This is a genomic window from Actinomadura xylanilytica (assembly GCF_030283145.1).
Classification (GTDB): domain Bacteria; phylum Actinomycetota; class Actinomycetes; order Streptosporangiales; family Streptosporangiaceae; genus Spirillospora; species Spirillospora xylanilytica.
The window spans coordinates 238,183-255,926 of the sequence record NZ_JASNWE010000003.1; the positions used below are offsets into that span (position 1 = coordinate 238,183).

Annotated in this window: 14 protein-coding genes and 1 tRNA gene; 7 read left to right on the forward strand and 8 right to left on the reverse strand. The window is 70.1% G+C overall.

The genetic code is table 11. The features are described 5' to 3' along the window. Positions 1 to 64 precede the first annotated feature (64 nt). Complete coding sequence (locus tag QP090_RS19040) at positions 65 to 190, reverse strand: hypothetical protein (RefSeq protein ID WP_285940333.1); 126 nt, start codon at positions 188 to 190, stop codon at positions 65 to 67. Between the two features lie 421 nt (positions 191 to 611). Between QP090_RS19040 and QP090_RS19045 the strand changes: the two genes are divergently transcribed. From QP090_RS19045 to QP090_RS19075, 7 genes are all read left to right on the forward strand, one after another. After that, the gene (locus tag QP090_RS19045; RefSeq protein WP_285940335.1) at positions 612 to 1,247 is read left to right on the forward strand and encodes a hypothetical protein; all 636 of its coding nucleotides are present in this window, start codon (positions 612 to 614) and stop codon (positions 1,245 to 1,247) included. 336 nt (positions 1,248 to 1,583) lie between these two features. Next, positions 1,584 to 3,041: a DUF2397 family protein gene (locus tag QP090_RS19050; protein ID WP_285940336.1), complete on the forward strand. Its 1,458-nt coding sequence runs from the start codon at positions 1,584 to 1,586 to the stop codon at positions 3,039 to 3,041. Next, positions 3,038 to 4,327 (forward strand): DUF2398 family protein, encoded by a 1,290-nt coding sequence (locus tag QP090_RS19055; protein ID WP_285940338.1) that lies wholly within the window; start codon positions 3,038 to 3,040, stop codon positions 4,325 to 4,327. Before QP090_RS19050 ends, QP090_RS19055 begins: the two co-directional genes overlap by 4 nt. Positions 4,328 to 4,337: 10 nt before the next feature. Further along, entirely contained in the window at positions 4,338 to 5,636 is a 1,299-nt protein-coding gene (locus QP090_RS19060) for a hypothetical protein (RefSeq protein ID WP_285940340.1), read from the forward strand. Positions 5,637 to 8,811: 3,175 nt separating this feature from the next. Then, positions 8,812 to 9,315 carry an SbcC/MukB-like Walker B domain-containing protein gene (locus tag QP090_RS19065; RefSeq protein ID WP_285941372.1) on the forward strand — a complete coding sequence of 168 codons (504 nt, stop codon included), beginning with the start codon at positions 8,812 to 8,814 and terminating at the stop codon, positions 9,313 to 9,315. Then, positions 9,312 to 10,565, forward strand: coding sequence for a DUF2399 domain-containing protein (locus tag QP090_RS19070; protein ID WP_285940342.1), 1,254 nt, complete (start codon positions 9,312 to 9,314; stop codon positions 10,563 to 10,565). The genes QP090_RS19065 and QP090_RS19070 overlap by 4 nt, the downstream gene beginning before the upstream one ends. A gap of 404 nt (positions 10,566 to 10,969) precedes the next feature. Continuing rightward, positions 10,970 to 11,593: an IS3 family transposase gene (locus QP090_RS19075; RefSeq protein WP_285940343.1), complete on the forward strand. Its 624-nt coding sequence runs from the start codon at positions 10,970 to 10,972 to the stop codon at positions 11,591 to 11,593. A gap of 543 nt (positions 11,594 to 12,136) precedes the next feature. Here the strand turns inward: QP090_RS19075 and QP090_RS19080 are convergent. The 7 genes from QP090_RS19080 to QP090_RS19110 all read right to left on the reverse strand — a co-directional run bounded on the left by QP090_RS19080 (position 12,137) and on the right by QP090_RS19110 (position 17,740). Next, positions 12,137 to 12,394 carry a hypothetical protein gene (locus QP090_RS19080; protein WP_285940345.1) on the reverse strand — a complete coding sequence of 86 codons (258 nt, stop codon included), beginning with the start codon at positions 12,392 to 12,394 and terminating at the stop codon, positions 12,137 to 12,139. 1,073 nt (positions 12,395 to 13,467) lie between these two features. Next, positions 13,468 to 14,271, reverse strand: a complete 804-nt coding sequence (locus QP090_RS19085; protein WP_285940346.1) for a phosphotransferase family protein — start codon at positions 14,269 to 14,271, stop codon at positions 13,468 to 13,470. A 477-nt stretch (positions 14,272 to 14,748) separates the two neighbouring features. Next, positions 14,749 to 15,036 (reverse strand): superinfection immunity protein, encoded by a 288-nt coding sequence (locus QP090_RS19090; protein WP_285940348.1) that lies wholly within the window; start codon positions 15,034 to 15,036, stop codon positions 14,749 to 14,751. Positions 15,037 to 15,054: 18 nt separating this feature from the next. Beyond that, entirely contained in the window at positions 15,055 to 15,936 is an 882-nt protein-coding gene (locus QP090_RS19095; protein WP_285940349.1) for a hypothetical protein, read from the reverse strand. Positions 15,937 to 15,966: 30 nt separating this feature from the next. Next, positions 15,967 to 16,473, reverse strand: coding sequence for a hypothetical protein (locus tag QP090_RS19100; protein WP_285940351.1), 507 nt, complete (start codon positions 16,471 to 16,473; stop codon positions 15,967 to 15,969). A gap of 127 nt (positions 16,474 to 16,600) precedes the next feature. Then, positions 16,601 to 16,672, reverse strand: a tRNA-Val gene (locus tag QP090_RS19105). A gap of 72 nt (positions 16,673 to 16,744) precedes the next feature. After that, positions 16,745 to 17,740 carry an ABC transporter permease gene (locus QP090_RS19110; RefSeq protein WP_285940353.1) on the reverse strand — a complete coding sequence of 332 codons (996 nt, stop codon included), beginning with the start codon at positions 17,738 to 17,740 and terminating at the stop codon, positions 16,745 to 16,747. Positions 17,741 to 17,744: the final 4 nt, after the last annotated feature.

The window sequence follows — 17,744 nt, forward strand, 5'->3', positions numbered from 1 at the left end:
TCCGCGTACCCGTGAGCGTGACGGTCTCCAGGAAGTCACACGCCAGCAGCGCCTCGGCCTGGGATCACAAGAAACCGGCCCAGGTGGTGGCGGAACGCTCAGGTGCCTGATCGATACCGGCGTCCTTGAGGATCTCCCAGACAGTGGAGGCCGCGACCTTGACGCCGAGCACCAGCAACTCGCCGTGCACCCGCCGGTAGCCCCAACTCGGTTCTCCCGCACCAAGCGCAGTACAAGCAGCCGGATGGAGCGGACAGTCGGTGGGCGGCCCGGCCGCTTGGGTCTGGAGCGGGCAGCGTGGCGACCGGCGATCAGGTCGCGGTGCCAGCGCAGCACCGTCTCCGGCCGTACCAGGAGCCGCATCCGCCGCAGTAACCCGGGAGGTAACCGATGCAGCAGCGCCCGATCCGCCGCAGTAAAAGGCACCCTCTTCCCTGCCAGCTGGCGTTCCAATACGGCGATCTGATGCCGCAACACCAAGATCTCGGCGTCCTTGTCCCGACCGCTCACCGGAAGTAGACGCAGCATCGCGAACGTGTTCGTCACGGTCAAGTAGGCCAGTCGCAACAGCACAGCCACTCATCGTCTCGCAACGACCACCCTGCCGCGGCTTGGTTCTGCGACTGATCAAGCCCCGCACCAGCCCACCCCCTGCCCGACTCACCTGTGCGGACGTAATTTTCGGCAGGCACAACGACGCCCGGATCCGCACGGTGGGCCGCCGCCGGGTGTGCGAGTACACCGCCACGATGACCTCCGCCTCGCCCTCGGTGATCCTGCGCCCCCGCCTCACCCGCTGCATCCCGCCCGGCCGGTGCAAGCCACCGCCCAGCCAGTCGATGACCCAGAACGGCGCCGACGTCCACTTCGCCGCGCCGGGCATGGCGGGCACCATCTCCCGGGCCGAGCACGACTCGGTGCCCCCGGAGCTGCGCGGCCGCTGGGCCGGCACCGCCGCCGGGATCTCCGTCCTCCCCACGCCGGGCATGCGCAGGCAGTTCGACATCGGCGCCGGCACCGTCGGGACCGAGGCCATCAGAATCACCACCACCGTCAACGACCTGACCTGCACGTCCATGGCCCTGCTGATCTCCGCCGAGAACCAGATCCATCTCGTTCCGGTCCGGCTGCTCAGCGACGAGCCGCGCTGCGTCCTCGGCGGCGAGCAGCTCCTCGCCCCCAGCGGGCTGGGCCTCCAGTGGGAGGACGCCGAAACCGGCGAAGGCGCCGCCCTCAAGCGCTCCTGACCCCTCGAACCGCATCTGACGCCGAGCACAACGATCAGTCAGAATCGAGAATATTTTCGCAGCAAAAAAGACAAACCATGACTGCCGAATGGCAGATTGCGGCCATCTCCGAAGGATTGTGACTCCCCAGGGGACTTTTCTTGATAATCCTGACAGCCTCAGCCAGAGCGGGCGCCAGTCACCAACGCTTGGGAGGCCGCCTTGGAACAACCACGGCTGTGGTGGCAGGCGGTACAGCACTCCGATTGGGCGGTGTTCTCCCTCTCCGACGATCTGGCACGCGATCGGTGGACCGCACTCCTGGCGGCATTGGAACGCTTGTCGACCCGCGGCCCCATGGCCGATCTCGATGAGATCGCGGCCGAGATGCGCGAGATCGGGTTCCACGCTCCATTGTCGGAGCAGGATCTGCGCAGCGCCCTGGAACGCCTGGCAGGCGACGGGCTCGCCGAACCCTTCCGCGACTACACCGCCCCCGTCCGCAACTACCAAGGGCTGATCGTCAGGCAGGAGGCATGGGCGCTGACCCGCCGGGGCCGGACGGTCGTGGCGGCCGTACGGAACGCGGTCCTGGACGTCGGCAGCGCCTTGCAGTTGCCCAGCCGCCTGCTCGACAGCATCGCCACCACGATCCGAGAGATCATCAGGCATTTCGCGGAAGGCGACGACACCGCCCATGTCAAGGAGGGCAGGGGCAGGGGCCTGCTGCCGATGGACCTCGACGACGTCCGGACCCGCATCGGCGAACTCCAGCGTGTGACCGCCGACTTCTACGCCGCGCTCGGTCAGCTGGTCCAGGCGGACGTCACCAACGACATGCTGTTCGGAGCGAACCGGGATCGAGTCATCGAGGCGCTGCGGCAATTCCCCCGCGAGTACGAGAGAGCGTTCGTCTCGGTCGAGAAGGCGCTGGCCGATCTGGAGCGGGTCGGCCACCGCCAGGTCGCCGAGGCCGCGGTCGCCCACGCCGGGCTCATCGACGCCCGCGACCAGCACCACTGGGTCGAGGAGCGGGTGCGGCTGCTGTCGGCGCTGGGATCGTGGTTCGCCCCGGAGGGCACCGTCCAGCGGCTCATCTCCTCCGCGTCCGGCGCCGTCTACACGCTCCTCATCGCCATCGACCGCCGCTACTCGGCGCGCCGCCGCGGCTCCGACCTCGGGGCCGACTTCCACGCCCTGGCCCAGAGCCTGCACCGGCAGCGGTCCGACGAGGACGCGCGGCGCGTCCATGCCGCCGCCTTCGGCGACTGGTCCGCATGGCATGCGGTCACCCCCCGGGCCGAGGAGGATGTGGCCCACGGCACCGAGGCGGCAGGCCGCCCCGATCGCCACCGTGTGGAGGTGACGCTCCGCGAGCACGAGCGGCAAGGCCGGACCAGCGGCCGTCCCCGTGCGGTTCCCGACACCGCCGCCGACCGGAAGGCCGCGCTGGCCGAGGCCATGGCGGAGGCGGAGCGGAACCGCCGCCTGGCCGAGTTGCTGGTCACCCCCGGCGAAGTGGAACTCTCCTACTTCGCGGGGCTGGGCGCGGAGGCCGTCGAGGCCCTGCTGCGCGCCGTGGAGACCGCGCTCATGCGCCTCGACCCCGTGACGGGGACAGGGGCGGGGCACGTGGACGGGGCGAACGTCCTGGTCGAGATCCGCTGCATCGACCATAGCCCCACAGCCCGAGCGGACTTCGCCGAAGGGGCTCTGTCCTTCTGGGGACGCGACCTGCGCCTGCGCGCCACCTCGCTTGAGCCGGGTGCGTCCCCTCCCATCGAGAACGTGCCGTCCCGGCAGGGCATCGCATGACCGGGCGGCGCCTCGACCCCGACCTCAGCCCGGCCGCGCGCATCCTGAACGCCACGGGGCGGCTCCGGGCCGAGACCCACCCGGAGGAATACCGCACAGCACTCAAAGGGCGCGAACGGCTCACCGCCTTCTTCCACGACGAGCTCGGCTGGACGCTGGAGGTGTCGGAGACCGCCTCCCTCATCCGGCTGCACAAGCGCCGGGCGGACGTGCCGTCCGATCGAGGGCCTCGGCTCCAGCGTGCGCGCGGGGACGGCCCCATCGCGTCGAAGAAGGTCCTGATCTGCTGTGCGCTGATCTGCGAGCAGCTGTGGCGCAGGTCGCGGATGAGCCTCCAGGAGCTCCTCCAGGCCATCGCCCAGACGTGCGCCACTGAGGAGGACGAGGGGACCCTCCCCCCGTTTCCGGTGGTTCTCGCCGAGGACGTGTCCAAGCAGCAGGCGCGGAGCAATCGGCTCTGCCTCGTGGACGCGCTGAAGCTGCTGGTCGCCGAAGGTACGGCCACCGTCGACGACGACCTCGACCGCGTAGTGGACGACGAGGACGCCAACCTGGTGGTCACGGCCTCCCGGGAGCGTCTGGCCACCAAGTTCTCCTCCCTGTCCCCCCTGCTGCTCGGCCTCGCGTCCCTCCCGCCGGAGCAGCACGCCGCGGCGCTGTCGCGGGCGACCCTGAGCGATCCGGCCGAGTCCGACGTGCCGCCGCTGGACGAACGGCGGGTGAGACTGATGCGCCGGATCGCCGACGACCCCGCGACCGATCCGGTGGACGACCCCACCGAGGGCTCCCCCTACCTCCACACCCCCGCGGGGCGCGAGCGCGCGCTGAACCTCATCACCTCGTTCGGCTACATCGCGACGGTCCGCCGGGACTGGTGGGAAGTGACGGATCGCGACGGAACCGGATCCGGCATCGAGTTCCCCAACGGACGCCGCACCGAACGGCAGGCCGCCCTCGCCCTGCTGGCGGCGATCGTTCGCCGCACCGACCCCGCGGCTCCGCTGTCCACGGCCGAGGCGGTGGAGGTGCTGGAACTGGCGCGCCGGGATCGGCCCCGCTGGGCCGCCGCCTACGCTGGAAGGCTGCCGGTGCTCGCCCGTGTCGCCGCCGCCGAGCTGACCGACGTCGGGCTGCTGCGTCCCGATCCGCACCGCGGCGGCACCTGGCTTCCCACACCCGGCGCCCGTCTGTGGCATGTCAAGGTCCACTCCCCGCCCGTTCCCGCCGCCGCCCGCACGGACGCCGGATCAGCGGTTCAGCCTTCCCTTCTCACCGACGAGGACTGAGGAGTCAGCCGTGTCCCCTGACGCAAGCCCGCTCCACCCGGTGACCGAGACGGCGGTGCAGGGCGTTCCGGGTGCCGAGGGCCGTTGGCAGCCGACCCGGGCCGGCGCGATCAACTCGTGGGCCTGGTCGGACGAGGTCCTCTTCTTCGCCGGCGGCTGGCTCGCCCTCGCCGGGCCCAACGGCTCGGGCAAGTCGCTCACCGCCTCCATGCTGATCACCGTGCTGCTCGACGCCGAGATCTCACAGAAGGCGCTGTCGGTGTCCGGCAAGGCCGGCGGGACCCTGGCCAGCAGGCACACCGACCGCAACGAGCAGGAGGACCGGACCGGCCTGTGGTGGCTGGAGTACGGGTACCGCGACGAGCACACCGGGCAGACCCGGTACATGACCACCGGGATGTGGTTGCGCTCGACCGGCGGGAAACTCCAGCGCGCCTTCTTCATCGTGCCGGCGCGCGTGGGCCACGAGCTGGCCCTGCGGCGCGAACGCGCCACGGTGAAGATCGACGATCTCGGCGGGCAGCTCGCCGCACTCGGCGGCCGGCTGTTCCTGTCCTCGGCCGTCCCCCGCTCGGCACTCGCCGGCGTGCCGCTGATCCTCGGGGACGAGCACGAGTTCCGCGACGCCGTCCGGACCCACCTGTTCGCCCCGTTGAACGAGATCCAGTTCGAGGCCCTCGTGGGTGTGCTGCGCAGCCTGCGCAGCGTGCGGACGGCCGAGGCGATCTCGCCCAAGGAGATGCGCCAGGTCCTCACCGACGCGCTGCCCGCGCTCGAACCCGACCGGCTCAAGGTCGTCGCCGACGCGATGGCGCGGATCTCCGAGCTGGAGAAGCAGCTCGACCAGTCCCGCAAGGAGGCGCGGCTGCTGGCCCAGACGGACAAGCACTACCGCAGCTACCGCAGCGCGGTCGCCCAGCTCCAGGCCGCCGAACTGGCCGCCGCCAACAACGCCTACGACGAACAGACCCGCCAGGCGCGCCAGGCGTCCCATGATCTGGAGAGGGCCCAGGCTACGGCTGAGGACATCCAGCGGCGGCTCTCGCGGAAGTACGAGGGCGTCTCCCGGCTGGGGCGAGCTGTCCGCCGCCGAGGGGATGCTCAGGGACCACGCGGGGGCCGAGCTGCCCCTTCGCGAGGAACGCGCCGCCGAGCTGGACGACACCGCCGCCGACGCCGAGGCGCAGGCCGAGCAGGCCGCCACCGATGCCGGTACGGCGATGGACGGCTCCGCGGAATCGGCTTCGAGAGCGCACCAGGCGCAGGGTCATCTGCTCGATTTCGCCGAGCGGCTGCGGCAGGACGGTGAACATCTCGGTGCCGCGTCCGTGACCGACCGCATGATCTCGGTCTACCGCGGGCTCTGTGCCGCCGAGCCGCACACCGAGCCGCCGGCCGTCGATCTGGACGAACTGTGCGCGACACCGCTCGCCTGGACCGAAGCGCGCACGGGCAAAGTCGCCCGGGTCCGGACCGCGCTGCGCCTGCACGGCGAGGCCCAGACGGCGGAACGGACCCTCGCCCAGGGCAGGCAGGAGGCCGAGACCGGGGAGTCCGTCACGCGCGAAGCCCTGGAAGGCGCCACCCGCGATCGGCAGGAGGCCGAGACCGTGTTCCTCGACGAGCTCGGCACCTGGTCCGGCCGGCTGCGCCACCTCCGGCCGCCGCCACCCGACCTGTGCGCGCCGGATCAGGCCGCGGAGAACGACCGTCTGCCCGCGGACCGGATCCGGCGATGGCTGTCCGAGGAGGTGGCGGCCGCCGGCCTGCGCATCGACCTGACCGGGCATCGGGAACGTGCGGCGACCACCGAGGCCCTCGTGAACGCCGCCGAAGGGCTCGCCGCCGACGCCCACGCCGCCCACCGCCGGGCACTCGGCGAGGTACGGGAGGAAGAAGGCGCCCTGCTGGACGTCCAGGCCGAGAACGCCGCCGCGGAACAGGCCGATGAGACCGAGCTCGAGCAGGCGCGTGCCGACCACCACCGCGAGATCACCGACGCGGGGGAGGCGGAACGGGACGCTCGGCGGCGCCGCTCCGACGCCGCGGCCGCCGCGCTCCAGGCCGCCCGCGACTGGCTGGCCGGCGCTCACCGCTGGCGAACGGCGTTGGCCTACCTCGATCCCGGCGCCATCCCGCTCCCCGAGCCGTCGGTTCCGCTCTCCGACGAGGCGCTGCGCGGGGTCGAGCCCGCGTCCGTCCGCCTGGCCGCCCACAAGGCCCACGCGGCGGCCGCCGCGGAACTGCACCACCAGGTCGCCGAGGCCCGCGAGGTCATCAAGACGATCGAAGCAGGCATCGAGGAACTGCGCGCCGACGTGGTGCGAGCGCGCCGGGCCGCCCCCGTCCCGCCCGCACCGCAATGGCGGTCGCGCTCGGCCGGCGACGGCGTCCCCCTGTGGGCCGTCGTCGACTTCGCTGGCCACCTTCCCGCCGAGGAGGCCGACCGGCTCGAAGGAGCTCTGCTGGCGTCGGGTCTCCTCGACGCGCTGATCACGCCGGACGGCCGCCCGGTCGCCGGTGATCTCGTCCTCGCCCCCACCGCGTCCGCCCCGCACCGGACACTGGCCGGCTTCCTCCAGCCCGACGCGCAGGACGGCGGCTCCGCCGAGGCGATCCACCGGCTGCTGCGCTCGATCCCGGTCGACTCCCCCGCGCCCGGCGCCCTGCGCAACGGCGTGCTCACCGCCGCCTGCCCCGAGGGCTACCAGGCGGCCTACATCGGCCGTACGGCCCGGGAACGCGCCCGGCGACAGCGCCTCGCCGATCTGGAGCAGCGCCTCGCCGAGCGCGAGCAGGAACTGCGGCAGGCCGGCCAGGAACTCAGCCGACGCGAAAGCCACGTCCTCGCCGCGGCCGCCGAACGGGATGCCCTGCCCACCGCCGAGGCGCTCTCCTCGGCCCGCCACGACCTCGCCGGCCTGACCGGCGAGCACTCCATCGCCGAGCGGCAGGCGGCGCAGCGCACCGCTCAGGCGGACCTCGCGCTCCAGCAGGTCATGACGACCCTCCGGCAACGCTCCGACGCACGTTCCGCCCGGCTCGATCGAGCCCGGCAGAGCCTGGAGCACGCCGAGCGGACAGCACGATCCGCCGGCTCCGCCGCGGCCAAGGCGGAGGAGAACGCCGCGGAGCTGCGGCGATCCGCCCAAGGATGCGAGACCGCCCGCCTGGAAGCCGCCCGCGCCCAGGAGGAGGCCGACGGAGAACAGGACGGGTTCCCCCACTCCGCGGTGAACGCCGTCCGCACCGCGCACAGCGCCGAAGATCGCGCGCAGGAGGCGCTCATCCGCGCCGAGACCGCCGCCATCGACGCCGCCGAGAAGCATGACGAGGCCACCAGGACGGTCCGGTCCGCGCTGGGCGCCCTCAACAAGGCGGCCGCCCTCCCGGACGGCTCCCTGCTTCCCACGTCCCATGACGCCCTGGACAACCACGCCGGAGCGGTCGGCGCGCTCGAACTGCTGGTCCGGGACGGCCGCACGGCAGCTCTCCGCTGCGCCGAACTGATGCGGGCCGCACACCGCGATCACCAGACCGCCGCCACGGCCCGGGCCACTGCCGCCAGGATGTCCGACCGGGCCGGTCAGGCACGCGTCAAAGCGAGGAAGGCCGTCGCCGCGGTCGAGACGATGCGCAGGCTCTACGGCGCCGAATACGACGACCTTCTCACCATCAAGAACCGGCTCTCCGAACAGCTCGGCCGGGTCAAGTCGGAGATCGAGACACTCCGCACCGAGAAGGAGGAAGCCGACAAGGAGCAGACCAGGGCAGAGGTCACTCTGGAGAACGTCGCTCCGCAACGCCGGGCCGCTGAGCAGCAACGCGACCGCTGCGTGCGCGCCCTCGGCCGCCTGATCGACGAAAGTCTGGCCACGCTGCCGGACGGCATCACCGCCGACCCGTCCGGCCGGCCGGCCCACCTGACCGCCGCCCTGGAGTGGTCGCGGCTACTGCTGGCCGACCGCCACGCGCACGCGGACCGGCACGCCCAGCTCGTCCGGTTCCGTGACCGGGCACTGAAAACGGTCGAGAACAGCGCCCGCGACACCAGTGGCGAACTGGCCCGCTTCAACCGCCAGGTCATGCTCGTCTCGATCGAGGGGACCGAGTGGCGCCGCGCCGTCGTCGCCGAGCCCGACACCGTGCGCGGCGAGGACCTGAGCGATGCCTTGGCGTCCCTGGAGGCGAGTATCGCCCTGCTCGAAGAGGACCTGCGCGACGACTTCAAGCAGGCGATGCGCACCGGCATGTTCACCCGGCTCCGCAAGGACATCCAGATCCGCCGGGAGGCGGCCCGCGAGCTGGTCCGGCAGATCCGCGAGACGCTGGACGGCGTCCGCACGGGCGTGGCGAACGTCGGCATCCAGGTCGACTGGGACGTGCGCAAGGAGGACGAGGACGCGGTCCGCATGATCAAACTCATCGAGGAGGCCCCGACCGACCGGTCCTTCGAGGAGATGTACACCGTCCTGCGCCAGCGGATGGACGCGAAGGCCGACGAGCCCTGGCCCGACCGGGTCGCCCACACCTTCGACTACCGCTCCTGGCACGAGTGGGACATCTTCGTGACCCACTCCTCCTTCGGCGACGGATCGTCGAACGAGGCGTTCCGCAAGGTCGGCACGCGCTCCAACCCGCTGGAGACGCTGTCCACCGGTGAGCGCAGGCTCGCCACGATGTTGCCGCTGCTGGCCGCCGCCTGGTCCATGTACTCGGGTGACTACCGCGGGCCGCGCCTGCTGTCGATCGACGAGATCGACGCCGCCTTCGACGAGCCCAACCTGCGCCAGGTGCTGGCGCTGCTGCGCTCCTGGGACTTCGACGTGCTGGCCACCACGCCGTCCATCACCCCCATGATCAAACGGGAGGCGGGCCGGGCCATGGTCCACCAGGTCGTCGCCTCCGGCCGCAACCGCATCACCATCCCCTGGCTGTGGGAGGGCCACGGCGAACCCCGGCCGGTCACTCTGGACGGGATGGCGTGAGCGGGATCCTCGCCGGGTTCGCCCGGGACCCGGACTTCGTCCCCTTCTGGAAGGCCCTGCACGACCGGCTCTGCGCGGGACGGTCCGCCGACCAGATCGTCACCCTGAAAGTGACGGACCTTCCGCTGGGAGCCCTGGCCGAGCTGCGTACATACCTGGACACCTCCACCCGGCGCCGCCGCGGCCGCTCCGCCGTCACCGTCGAGGGCACCACGACCGACGTGCCGCTGCGCGAACTCCTCCAGGTCGCCGATGCGTCCGCGAACGAGGTCGCTCTCCTGGCCGAGCAGGTCACGGGCAGGCCCGTGGTGAATCGGGCCGCCGACCGGCGGGAGGCGGCCGGGCAGCGCCGCGAACTCTGGGAGCACGCCGACGCGGCGTTTCCCCGCCTCCCCCGGCTGGTCCGCCGCTTGAAAGCCAGCGGCATCGGCGCCGACGTCCCCAAGGCCCGCCGCCTCATCACCGTCCTGGCCCACGTCACCGAACGCGTGCCCTATACCCCTCCGGTCAGCCTGCCGAAGCTCGCCCACGACTGCGCGGGCGACCCGCACTACTTCGACCTGGGCGGATTCAACGGCGGCTGCCTGGTCTACGCGGTCATGGAGGTCACCGGCCGCCCCGAGCCCACCCTTCCCCACCACACCCGTGCGCTGCTGGCCGAAGCGGGGATCTTCGCCGACCGGCTCACGTCAACCATCCTGCTGCACCGCATCCGTACCACCGCGGACGGTGTCATCGACCGCAGACTCCGCGAGTCCGACGTCCCGGTCGCCCTGACCCTGCTGGACCTGACCCGCGATCCACCCACCCTGGCCCCGCAGACCGTGACGGTCGTCGAGAACCCGTCCGTGCTGGAGGCGGCCATGGCCTGCGGCTCCGACGTCCCGCTGGCCTGCACCAGCGGCCACCTGCGCGCCGTCGACCACGTATTCCTGCAATTGGCCCGCGACCAAGGCGTCCGGCTCCGCTACGCCGGAGACCTCGACCATGACGGCTTCCAGATCGCCGCCACGGTAGCCGACCAGTATGGGGCAGAACTGCTGGCCATGGACGCCGAGACCGTCACCGAAGCGGGCCCCTCTCCTTCCTCAGTCCCCCTCCGCGACCGCTTCGCCGCTTCCCTCCGGTCCGACCTCGGCCTCACCCACCACGCCGTGTTCCAAGAGCACGACGCCGTGACCCGCCGCATCCTGAGCCCCGACCTCCACGACGACACCTCGGTGCGCACCACCCTCCGAGCCCGACCCTGAGCGGCGGGCCTCGAAGGCCATCCGCGGAAGTCCTCATCCCCAGTCCGGCGGAGGACCCCGCCCTACAGTTGCCGAGAATTTCGTCCGTGCAGGCCAAGCGGCATGTTCGTCTGATGTTGCCCCCGTTTGGCGGGCATGGATGTTGAGAGAGGTAGGGTTCGGCGATCTTGCGAAGGAGATCGTGCTCGTGCCCAAGCCTTCTCCGCCGGAGTTTCGTCGGCGCGCCCTGGATCTGCTGGAGTCGGGACGATCGGTGCGGGACGTGGCCACGTCACTGCGCATCGTGGAGTCGTGCCTGCACCGCTGAAAGCGGCGGGACCTGATCGACCGTGGCCTGAAGTCACCCAGCCCCGCCCAGGCCGAGTCCGTCGCCCTGGCCCAGGGCCCGGGCACGGATCGCCGAGTTGGAGAACGAGGTCAAGATTCTGCGGAAGGCCGCCGCGGCGGTCGAGCAGGTGGTGCCCCCAAAAGCCCGCTTCGCCCTGGTGGCCGAGCTGGCCGTTGAGGGCGTCCCGGTCAAGCAGGCCTGTCTCGCGCTCGGAGTATCCCGGTCGGGCTTCTACGACGCCCGCACTCGCCCGCCCTCGGCGCGCGTGATCCGCCAGGCGTGGCTGACCGATCAGATCACCGCCATCCACCAGGCCTCACGACAGACCTGCGGATCGCCTCGAGTGCGCGCCGAGCTCGTCCAGGGCCAGGGCCAGGGCGTGGTCGTCTCACGCAAGACGGTGGCGATCCTGATGCAGCGCGCCGGCCTGGCGGGCTGCCCCTGCGCCGCGACCCGCCGGACAATACACCTCTCACCTGTACGGACGTACCTTTTGGCAAGCACAGGGTTGGCGGTGTTCCATCTGTGGGGTGCCCGGCCACGGACACGAACCCCATGCGGGGTCGTCCGACGGTCATGTTCGCTCGTTGTTCTCTCGGCAGGCCCGATACGGGCTGGCATCGACCGGCACGGCCCGGCACGCAAATCGGCTTCGACGTGGACGGAGCGGCACTCTCTACCCCCGAACAGCACCACCTGACATGGCAGTTCTGGACTTTTAATCCGTAGATTGTGGGTTCAAATCCCACGCGACCCACCACCCCTAACCAGGGCAAACGTGAGTTTGCCTGACTTGTCCGCCGCCCACTTCGCCCCACTTCGGCTCCAGGGCGGCTCGGGGACACGCTTCGGGCCTGGCCATCCTCGTTTTCGGAGGATCCGCCCCGGCATCCGCCCACCATGATGCATAGGACGCTGACGCCCCTCACCTAGAGTCTCCGGGGGCACGCTGACCGACCTGCACGGCGGCACACGGCACCGCGCCGAGCGGCCAGAGGGGGTTTCGAGCAGTGACGTCCGACCGAGAGTGATGTCGCTATTGGCGACGTGCGGTCGGACGGCGGCGATCGCCTGCGGCGTGCGCTCCAGGGATACCCAGGCAGGCGGAGACCTGGGTGATGACCAATTGATCAACGCGCGGTCGCCCCTGGACGCACTCGCACGTTCCGACCCCCGGATACCTGGTACCCGGGGGCCGAAACTCGGAAGTCGCCGGTGTCTCAGGCGGCCTGAGAGGGCTTGCCTATCGCGAGAGAGAGACCGGCTCGGTCGTGAAGAAGTCTCCGTTCGGGTCTGCCGTATTGTTGAGATCGACGAAGACATGGGTTGCGCCAGGGAGCACGTTCTCCTGGACATTGGCCTCGCCATTACCGAATTCGTCGGTGGTCACCGTACCGGCGACCCCCTGGCAGTCGGATGTCCCAAGAGACGACCCCAACTGGATGAGCCGGATGGTGTAGGTGGCGTTGGGTGCAGCTCCCTGCAGCACGACCGTGGTCACGATCCTGTTCGAGCCGGTCCTCCTGACGACGGAGAACCCGAAGCTCTGAGTCAGCGTGGGTCCGACCGGCATCCCTAGGCAGTCCCTGTTCTGGCGAGTGAGCGCGACTTTTCGGGCGGGGACGGCAGGGGCCGGGGCGAGTTGGGAGACCTGGGCCGGGGCCGCGCTCATCGGGGCCGAGGTGGCTCCCCAGGCTGGGGAGATGCCACCGGCGAGCCCGAGCGCGAGCGCCAATCCCGGTATGAGCACGAATTTCCTGATGCTTACTTGATACATAACCTTCCTTCTCTCTGACTGATCCCCGCTACTAAGGAGGAGTACGCCATATTTCGCTTCTGATGGATGTCGCACCACCCCCCTCACACCGTACGGGTGACCGAAGTAACCCACAATCAAGATCAGTTCGTAGATCTACATAGCTTCGACAACTGTGACCTCCCTCGATAGAGCCCTGCGCCGCCGGACCAAATCGGTCAAAGTCAACAGGAAATGCCCATAGCGGCGAAGCGTACCGGTCGGCGTTGAACGGAAGAGGCATCGGCCTTACGGCGCTAGGTTCGCGTTCAGGTCAGCAGGCAGGCGCGATCGTCACCACAAAAAGGCAGGCCGCGCACTGCCGTGCGATGGACGCACCCCGGCCGCACGACAGACGTCACCGGCCTCGAGTCGTGTTCCGGGTTGCCGTCCTGACCGGAAACCGGCGACAACCTGCACGTCGTTTCGTGTGTGGGCATGGTCGACTCAAATCTGTCATTGCACCGGGAGGCGCAGCCCACCGCCTGCCCAGTCCACGAATCCCCACAACGTCCCATGTCGGCTCGTTGTCGGCTCGGCGGTTCTGAACCGGATCGACACGCGGCGGCATCGTGTGGCACCAAGATCAGGACCGTTACGGACAGATCAGCACCGGCCGACACCAAGAGAGCCACCCTGATACGACAGCTTCGGACTTTTAATCCGCAGGTTGTGTGCTCGGGTCCCACGCATCCCACGGGCTCTGCCCTGCGTGGGCTCCGTGGTGCAGAACGTGCGGTTACCGTCGAGGGCGTGTCCGGGCTGGCGCAGTGTGTCGGTTACGACCAGCGGGTTCGGTGGGCTGCCCATGTCAGGGCGGCGTGTGCGGCACGGGCTTGGTATTTGCGCAGGTTCGGGACGTCGGGCGGGGCGGGGTCTCGGCTGGTCCGGCTCCAGTATCCCGCGAAGGCGATGGCGTAGCTGGTGATCGTCTGGGCGCTCACTCCGGTCGCTGTGATCGCGGGGGCGACTGCCTGTTCGGCCGCTGGGGGTGTGTGCCCGGCGAGGATGAGGTGTGGGATGAGGTCGGCGAGGTCGAGCCAGGGTGCGCCGCGTACGGGCTGGGCCCAGTCGACCAGGTAGACCTCATCGTCGGTGACCAGCAGGTTCGAACGGTTGATGTCGCCGTGCAGGAGCGTGTCGCCATCGGCGGCTGTCAGCCAGGCCGTCTCGGTTCGGGCGAGGCGGTCCAGGTTGCGGCGGGCCCAGCCGTTCAGGTCCGCCGGTGGTGAGGCGGCCAGCTCCCGCCAGCCGTGCACCATATCGCTGAGTTCAGCGGCTGCGGCAGGAACCTTCGGCGCCGGGCAGGGCGTCAGGACGGACGCGAGACCGCCGACCATCGCGACTACCCGGGCCACGTCGGAGGATCCAGGGGGCAGGTCGGCGTGGCGGCCTGCGACGTCGTCGAAGACCAGCACGATCCACCCTCCGATCACGGCGTCCCAGCGGAGCCGGGGGGCGGGAGCTATGTCGGGGAGGGCTGTGCGTGCCTCGGCCTGGTATTTGCCGGCCAGCGCGTGGTCGGCCGGGATGCCCTTGGCGAAGACCTGGTCGCCGTCGGCCAGTTGCAGCCGCGCTGCCAACCCGGGAGTGAACCCGCCGGTCTGGACGTGTGCGCGGCGGACTTCACCCAGACGCGCGGCGAGCCCATCCCGCAACGGCCGAGGCAAATCGGCCCAGGCGGGGCGGACAGCGGTATCCGACGGGCTGGATGGGGTCATGGGCGTGAGGTCTTCCACAGGCGGGTGCACCGGCTCAGGCCAGTAAGCGGACGAAGGTCGGTTCGGGATGTGTCAGCTGGGTGTTTTGCTGGCTCGGGCGGCCGACATCGCGGCGTGGAATTCGCGGACCTTGGGCTGGCAGGGCCATGCTCCCGTCAGCGTGGCCTCCAGTATCCCCAGCTCGGCGAGCGCGTGCTGGGATCCGCCCCGGCGGGTCTCGGTGAGGGCGCCCAGTCCGGCGATCGCGGCTGCGTCGGGGGCCTGGTCGGCGGCGTGGGCGGCGCCGAGCCGCGTCAAGTGGACGGCTCGGTCCCGGTAATGGGTGCCGGGCAGGGTCTGTTAGATGGGTTCACTGGTCGTCATATGCGGATCCGATTCTCCGCTGGGCGGCTGGGGACGGCGGTGTGCGGGCATCCTCAGGTCTTGGGGCCTTGGCCACTTGATCGCCATCACCAGGGCGACGGGCCAGCCGAACACGATGGCGCAGCCCAGGACGTTGAACAGGACGATGAGCATGATGTCCTCCACGCCTCGGATCATGGCGATGAGGGTCGGGAGGACGGCGGTGAGGATCAGAACGCCGATGAGGAAGAGCCAGAAGTAGGGGCTTGATCCGATCGCGTGCATGGGGTTTCTCCTTCTCTCTCAGCGGTTGCGGCGCCGGTTCCGTTCTGGTGATTGGACTGGTGGCTTCCTCGCGGGCTCTTCGAAGGGCTGTTCTGCCGTCATGGCGAGGGCTTGGTCGATGGTGTGCGGGAAGTCTTCGGCCGCGGGCTCTGCTTCGTTCGACGCCCTGGTCGGATTCCTGTGTTCGGGCCGGTCACTTTGGCGATAACGGGTTCGGGCAGGTTGGTGGTGATCTCCAATGTGGAGCGCATCTCGCCGGGGTGGCTTCCCGTCCCTGATCGTGGAGCCGACTGCTGAGGTCGTTGGCGATTTGGTGCGCCCGTTGTTCCTGCCGGACTTCCTCTTCGGCGGCGCGTTGCGAGCCGAGGTCAGGGACAGACCACCTGCTTTCTGTCCCCTCCGGCAACTGTGGGCGGGCGCCGGGTCGCCGGTGCGTACGTTCGGGTCTCGGGTGAAGTAGGGCGCGGCGTTCCCCATGGCGTCGAGCGGGGTTTGGCCTTGGTCTCGGAAGCGGTCGTAGTGGCTCATCGCGTGTGGGTGAAGGTCGCGGAGCCGTTCTTCGCATTTGCGCACCGCCGAGGCCGCTGATGCGTTGTCGGCTGCGTACGGCACGGCCGCTCCCCACGCTTGCGCGACGTGCGGGAGGTTCGCCTCGCGCAGCCAGCGCCGGTCGTGTGCCGGTGCCCGGTGGGAGCGGGCTTCGTCGAAGGCCGCTTTGAGGTCTCGTGCCGCCGCTCGTTCGGCTTCGGCCTCGCGGGCGTCCTGCGCCGCTCTTAACCGATCCTTGTACCGGCTGTAGCCCTGTTGCCCGGCAGCGGCAAGCGCCACGAGCTGGACCAGGCGTTGGCCGCTGTGGCTGAATCCCTCGGTGATGGGGTCAGGGTGGTATTCGGTGGTCATGACGACGGTCTCCAGATCGGAGTGCGAGGATCACCGTCCACGGTGTCGGACGGAGTGATCTGGTTGACGGGTCGTGCGGGTGCTCGCCGGGGCGTGTTCGGGGCCGGTGAGCGGGGGTGACGGGAAGTCGTCGGCGGCGGGATCGCGGGTCGGTTCGGGGCTGATGGCGGAGGCCAGGGCAGCGGTCACGGTGGCGGTGTCCAGGTCGGTCCGGGTCGCGACGCGTGAGATCTGCCGGGCGACCTCGGGGGCTCGCATCTGGGCGATCAAGCGGGCGGCGGCGTGGAGTGCGGCCACCCGGTGTTCAGGGAGTTCGAGCGTCCCCCCAGATCGCTCGATGCTTGCGTCGACCACCAGATCGGCTAGCGGAACCGCCAAAAGTAGCGCTTCGCGCACGCTCGCACGCCCTTGGTCGCGCAGAATGTCGGCCAGATCCGTGTCGCTGGGGAGACACACTGCATCGACCGGTCCGGTGACCGTCTGAGGTGATCGATCGGGTGGGCGGCACGTGCCGCCCACCCGATCGTCGTTACGCACGGTAGTCGCGTGAACGGCGTCAACCTGTGACCTCGTTGGGGCGGGAGAAAGATGATCTCCCGAATTCCTCCCAGTGGATCACGAAAGGCCCTCCCCCAGCGACCGGGAAAGGGCCTGTGACCTGCGGTGGGCGATACTGGGTTCGAACCAGTGACCTCTTCGGTGTGAACGAAGCGCTCTCCCACTGAGCTAATCGCCCTGGCGGTCTGCCTTGCGGCGTTCCGACGTCGGAAACTCTAGCGTATGTCGGCGGGTGCTCGCGCATCGTGGGTCAGGGGCGGCGGCGTTGCCAGATGATGAAGACCGCGGTGGCGACCAGGCTCCAGACGAAGAGGACGACGAAGGGCAGCGCCATCTGGTGGTCTCTGAAGTAGATGGCGGTGTGCTGGGCGTTGACCGAGGCGCCGGGTGGGAGCCAGCGGCCGACGCGGCCCGGCACAGAGGGCAGGAGGGGCCAGGAGACCGCGCCGCCCGAGGACGGGTTGCCGAGCACGACCATGAGGCCCCAGGTGGGGATCATGGCCCAGCGGCCGATGAGGGTGTTGAACATCGTGAAGACCATGCCGCTGGTGAACATGGTGAGCGACAGGATGAACCAGGACTCCTTCAGCGGGAGGCGCAGGACGCCGAGGAGCCAGTCGACGATGGCGCAGATGGTGAAGCCGCCGAGGGCGGCGTAGGCGGCGGTGAAGGCGATGCGCTCGGCGGTGTTGAGGCCGCCGGCGTGGACGGTGAGGTTGACGGCGCCGATGAAGCCGATGATCACGGCGGCCAGCGAGATGTAGAAGATGGCCAGGCCCTGCGGGTCGCTGCTCTGGAGCGGTTTGATGTCGTTCACCTGGACCGGGACGCCGGCCGCGCGTCCGGCGGCGGGGGCCGCCTGGATGAGCAGGCGGGCGACCGAGGCGCCCGCCGCCGCGGCGACGTCGAGGGTCGCGCGGTCGCCGCCGAGGACGAGGACGGCGAACTCGCGCTGCTTCTCGACGGCGGCGCGGGCTTCGGCATAGGTGGCGTAGCGGTGGACGGCCAGCGAGGCGTCCAGCCCCTGGTCCATGGCCTTGACGAGCACGTCGGACCGGCCCTGGCCCGTGACCGCGATGGGGACGTGGCGGGGGGCGGGGTTGGCCAGGGTGTAGCAGTAGGAGCCCGCGAAGAGTCCCGCGGCGGCGGAGAGGATGAGGGTCAGGACGACGGCGGGGAAGTACCGCGAGTAGCGGAAGGCGGCCCAGTGCTCGGCAGGCGCACGACGGTCACGCGGATGCTCCATGGCA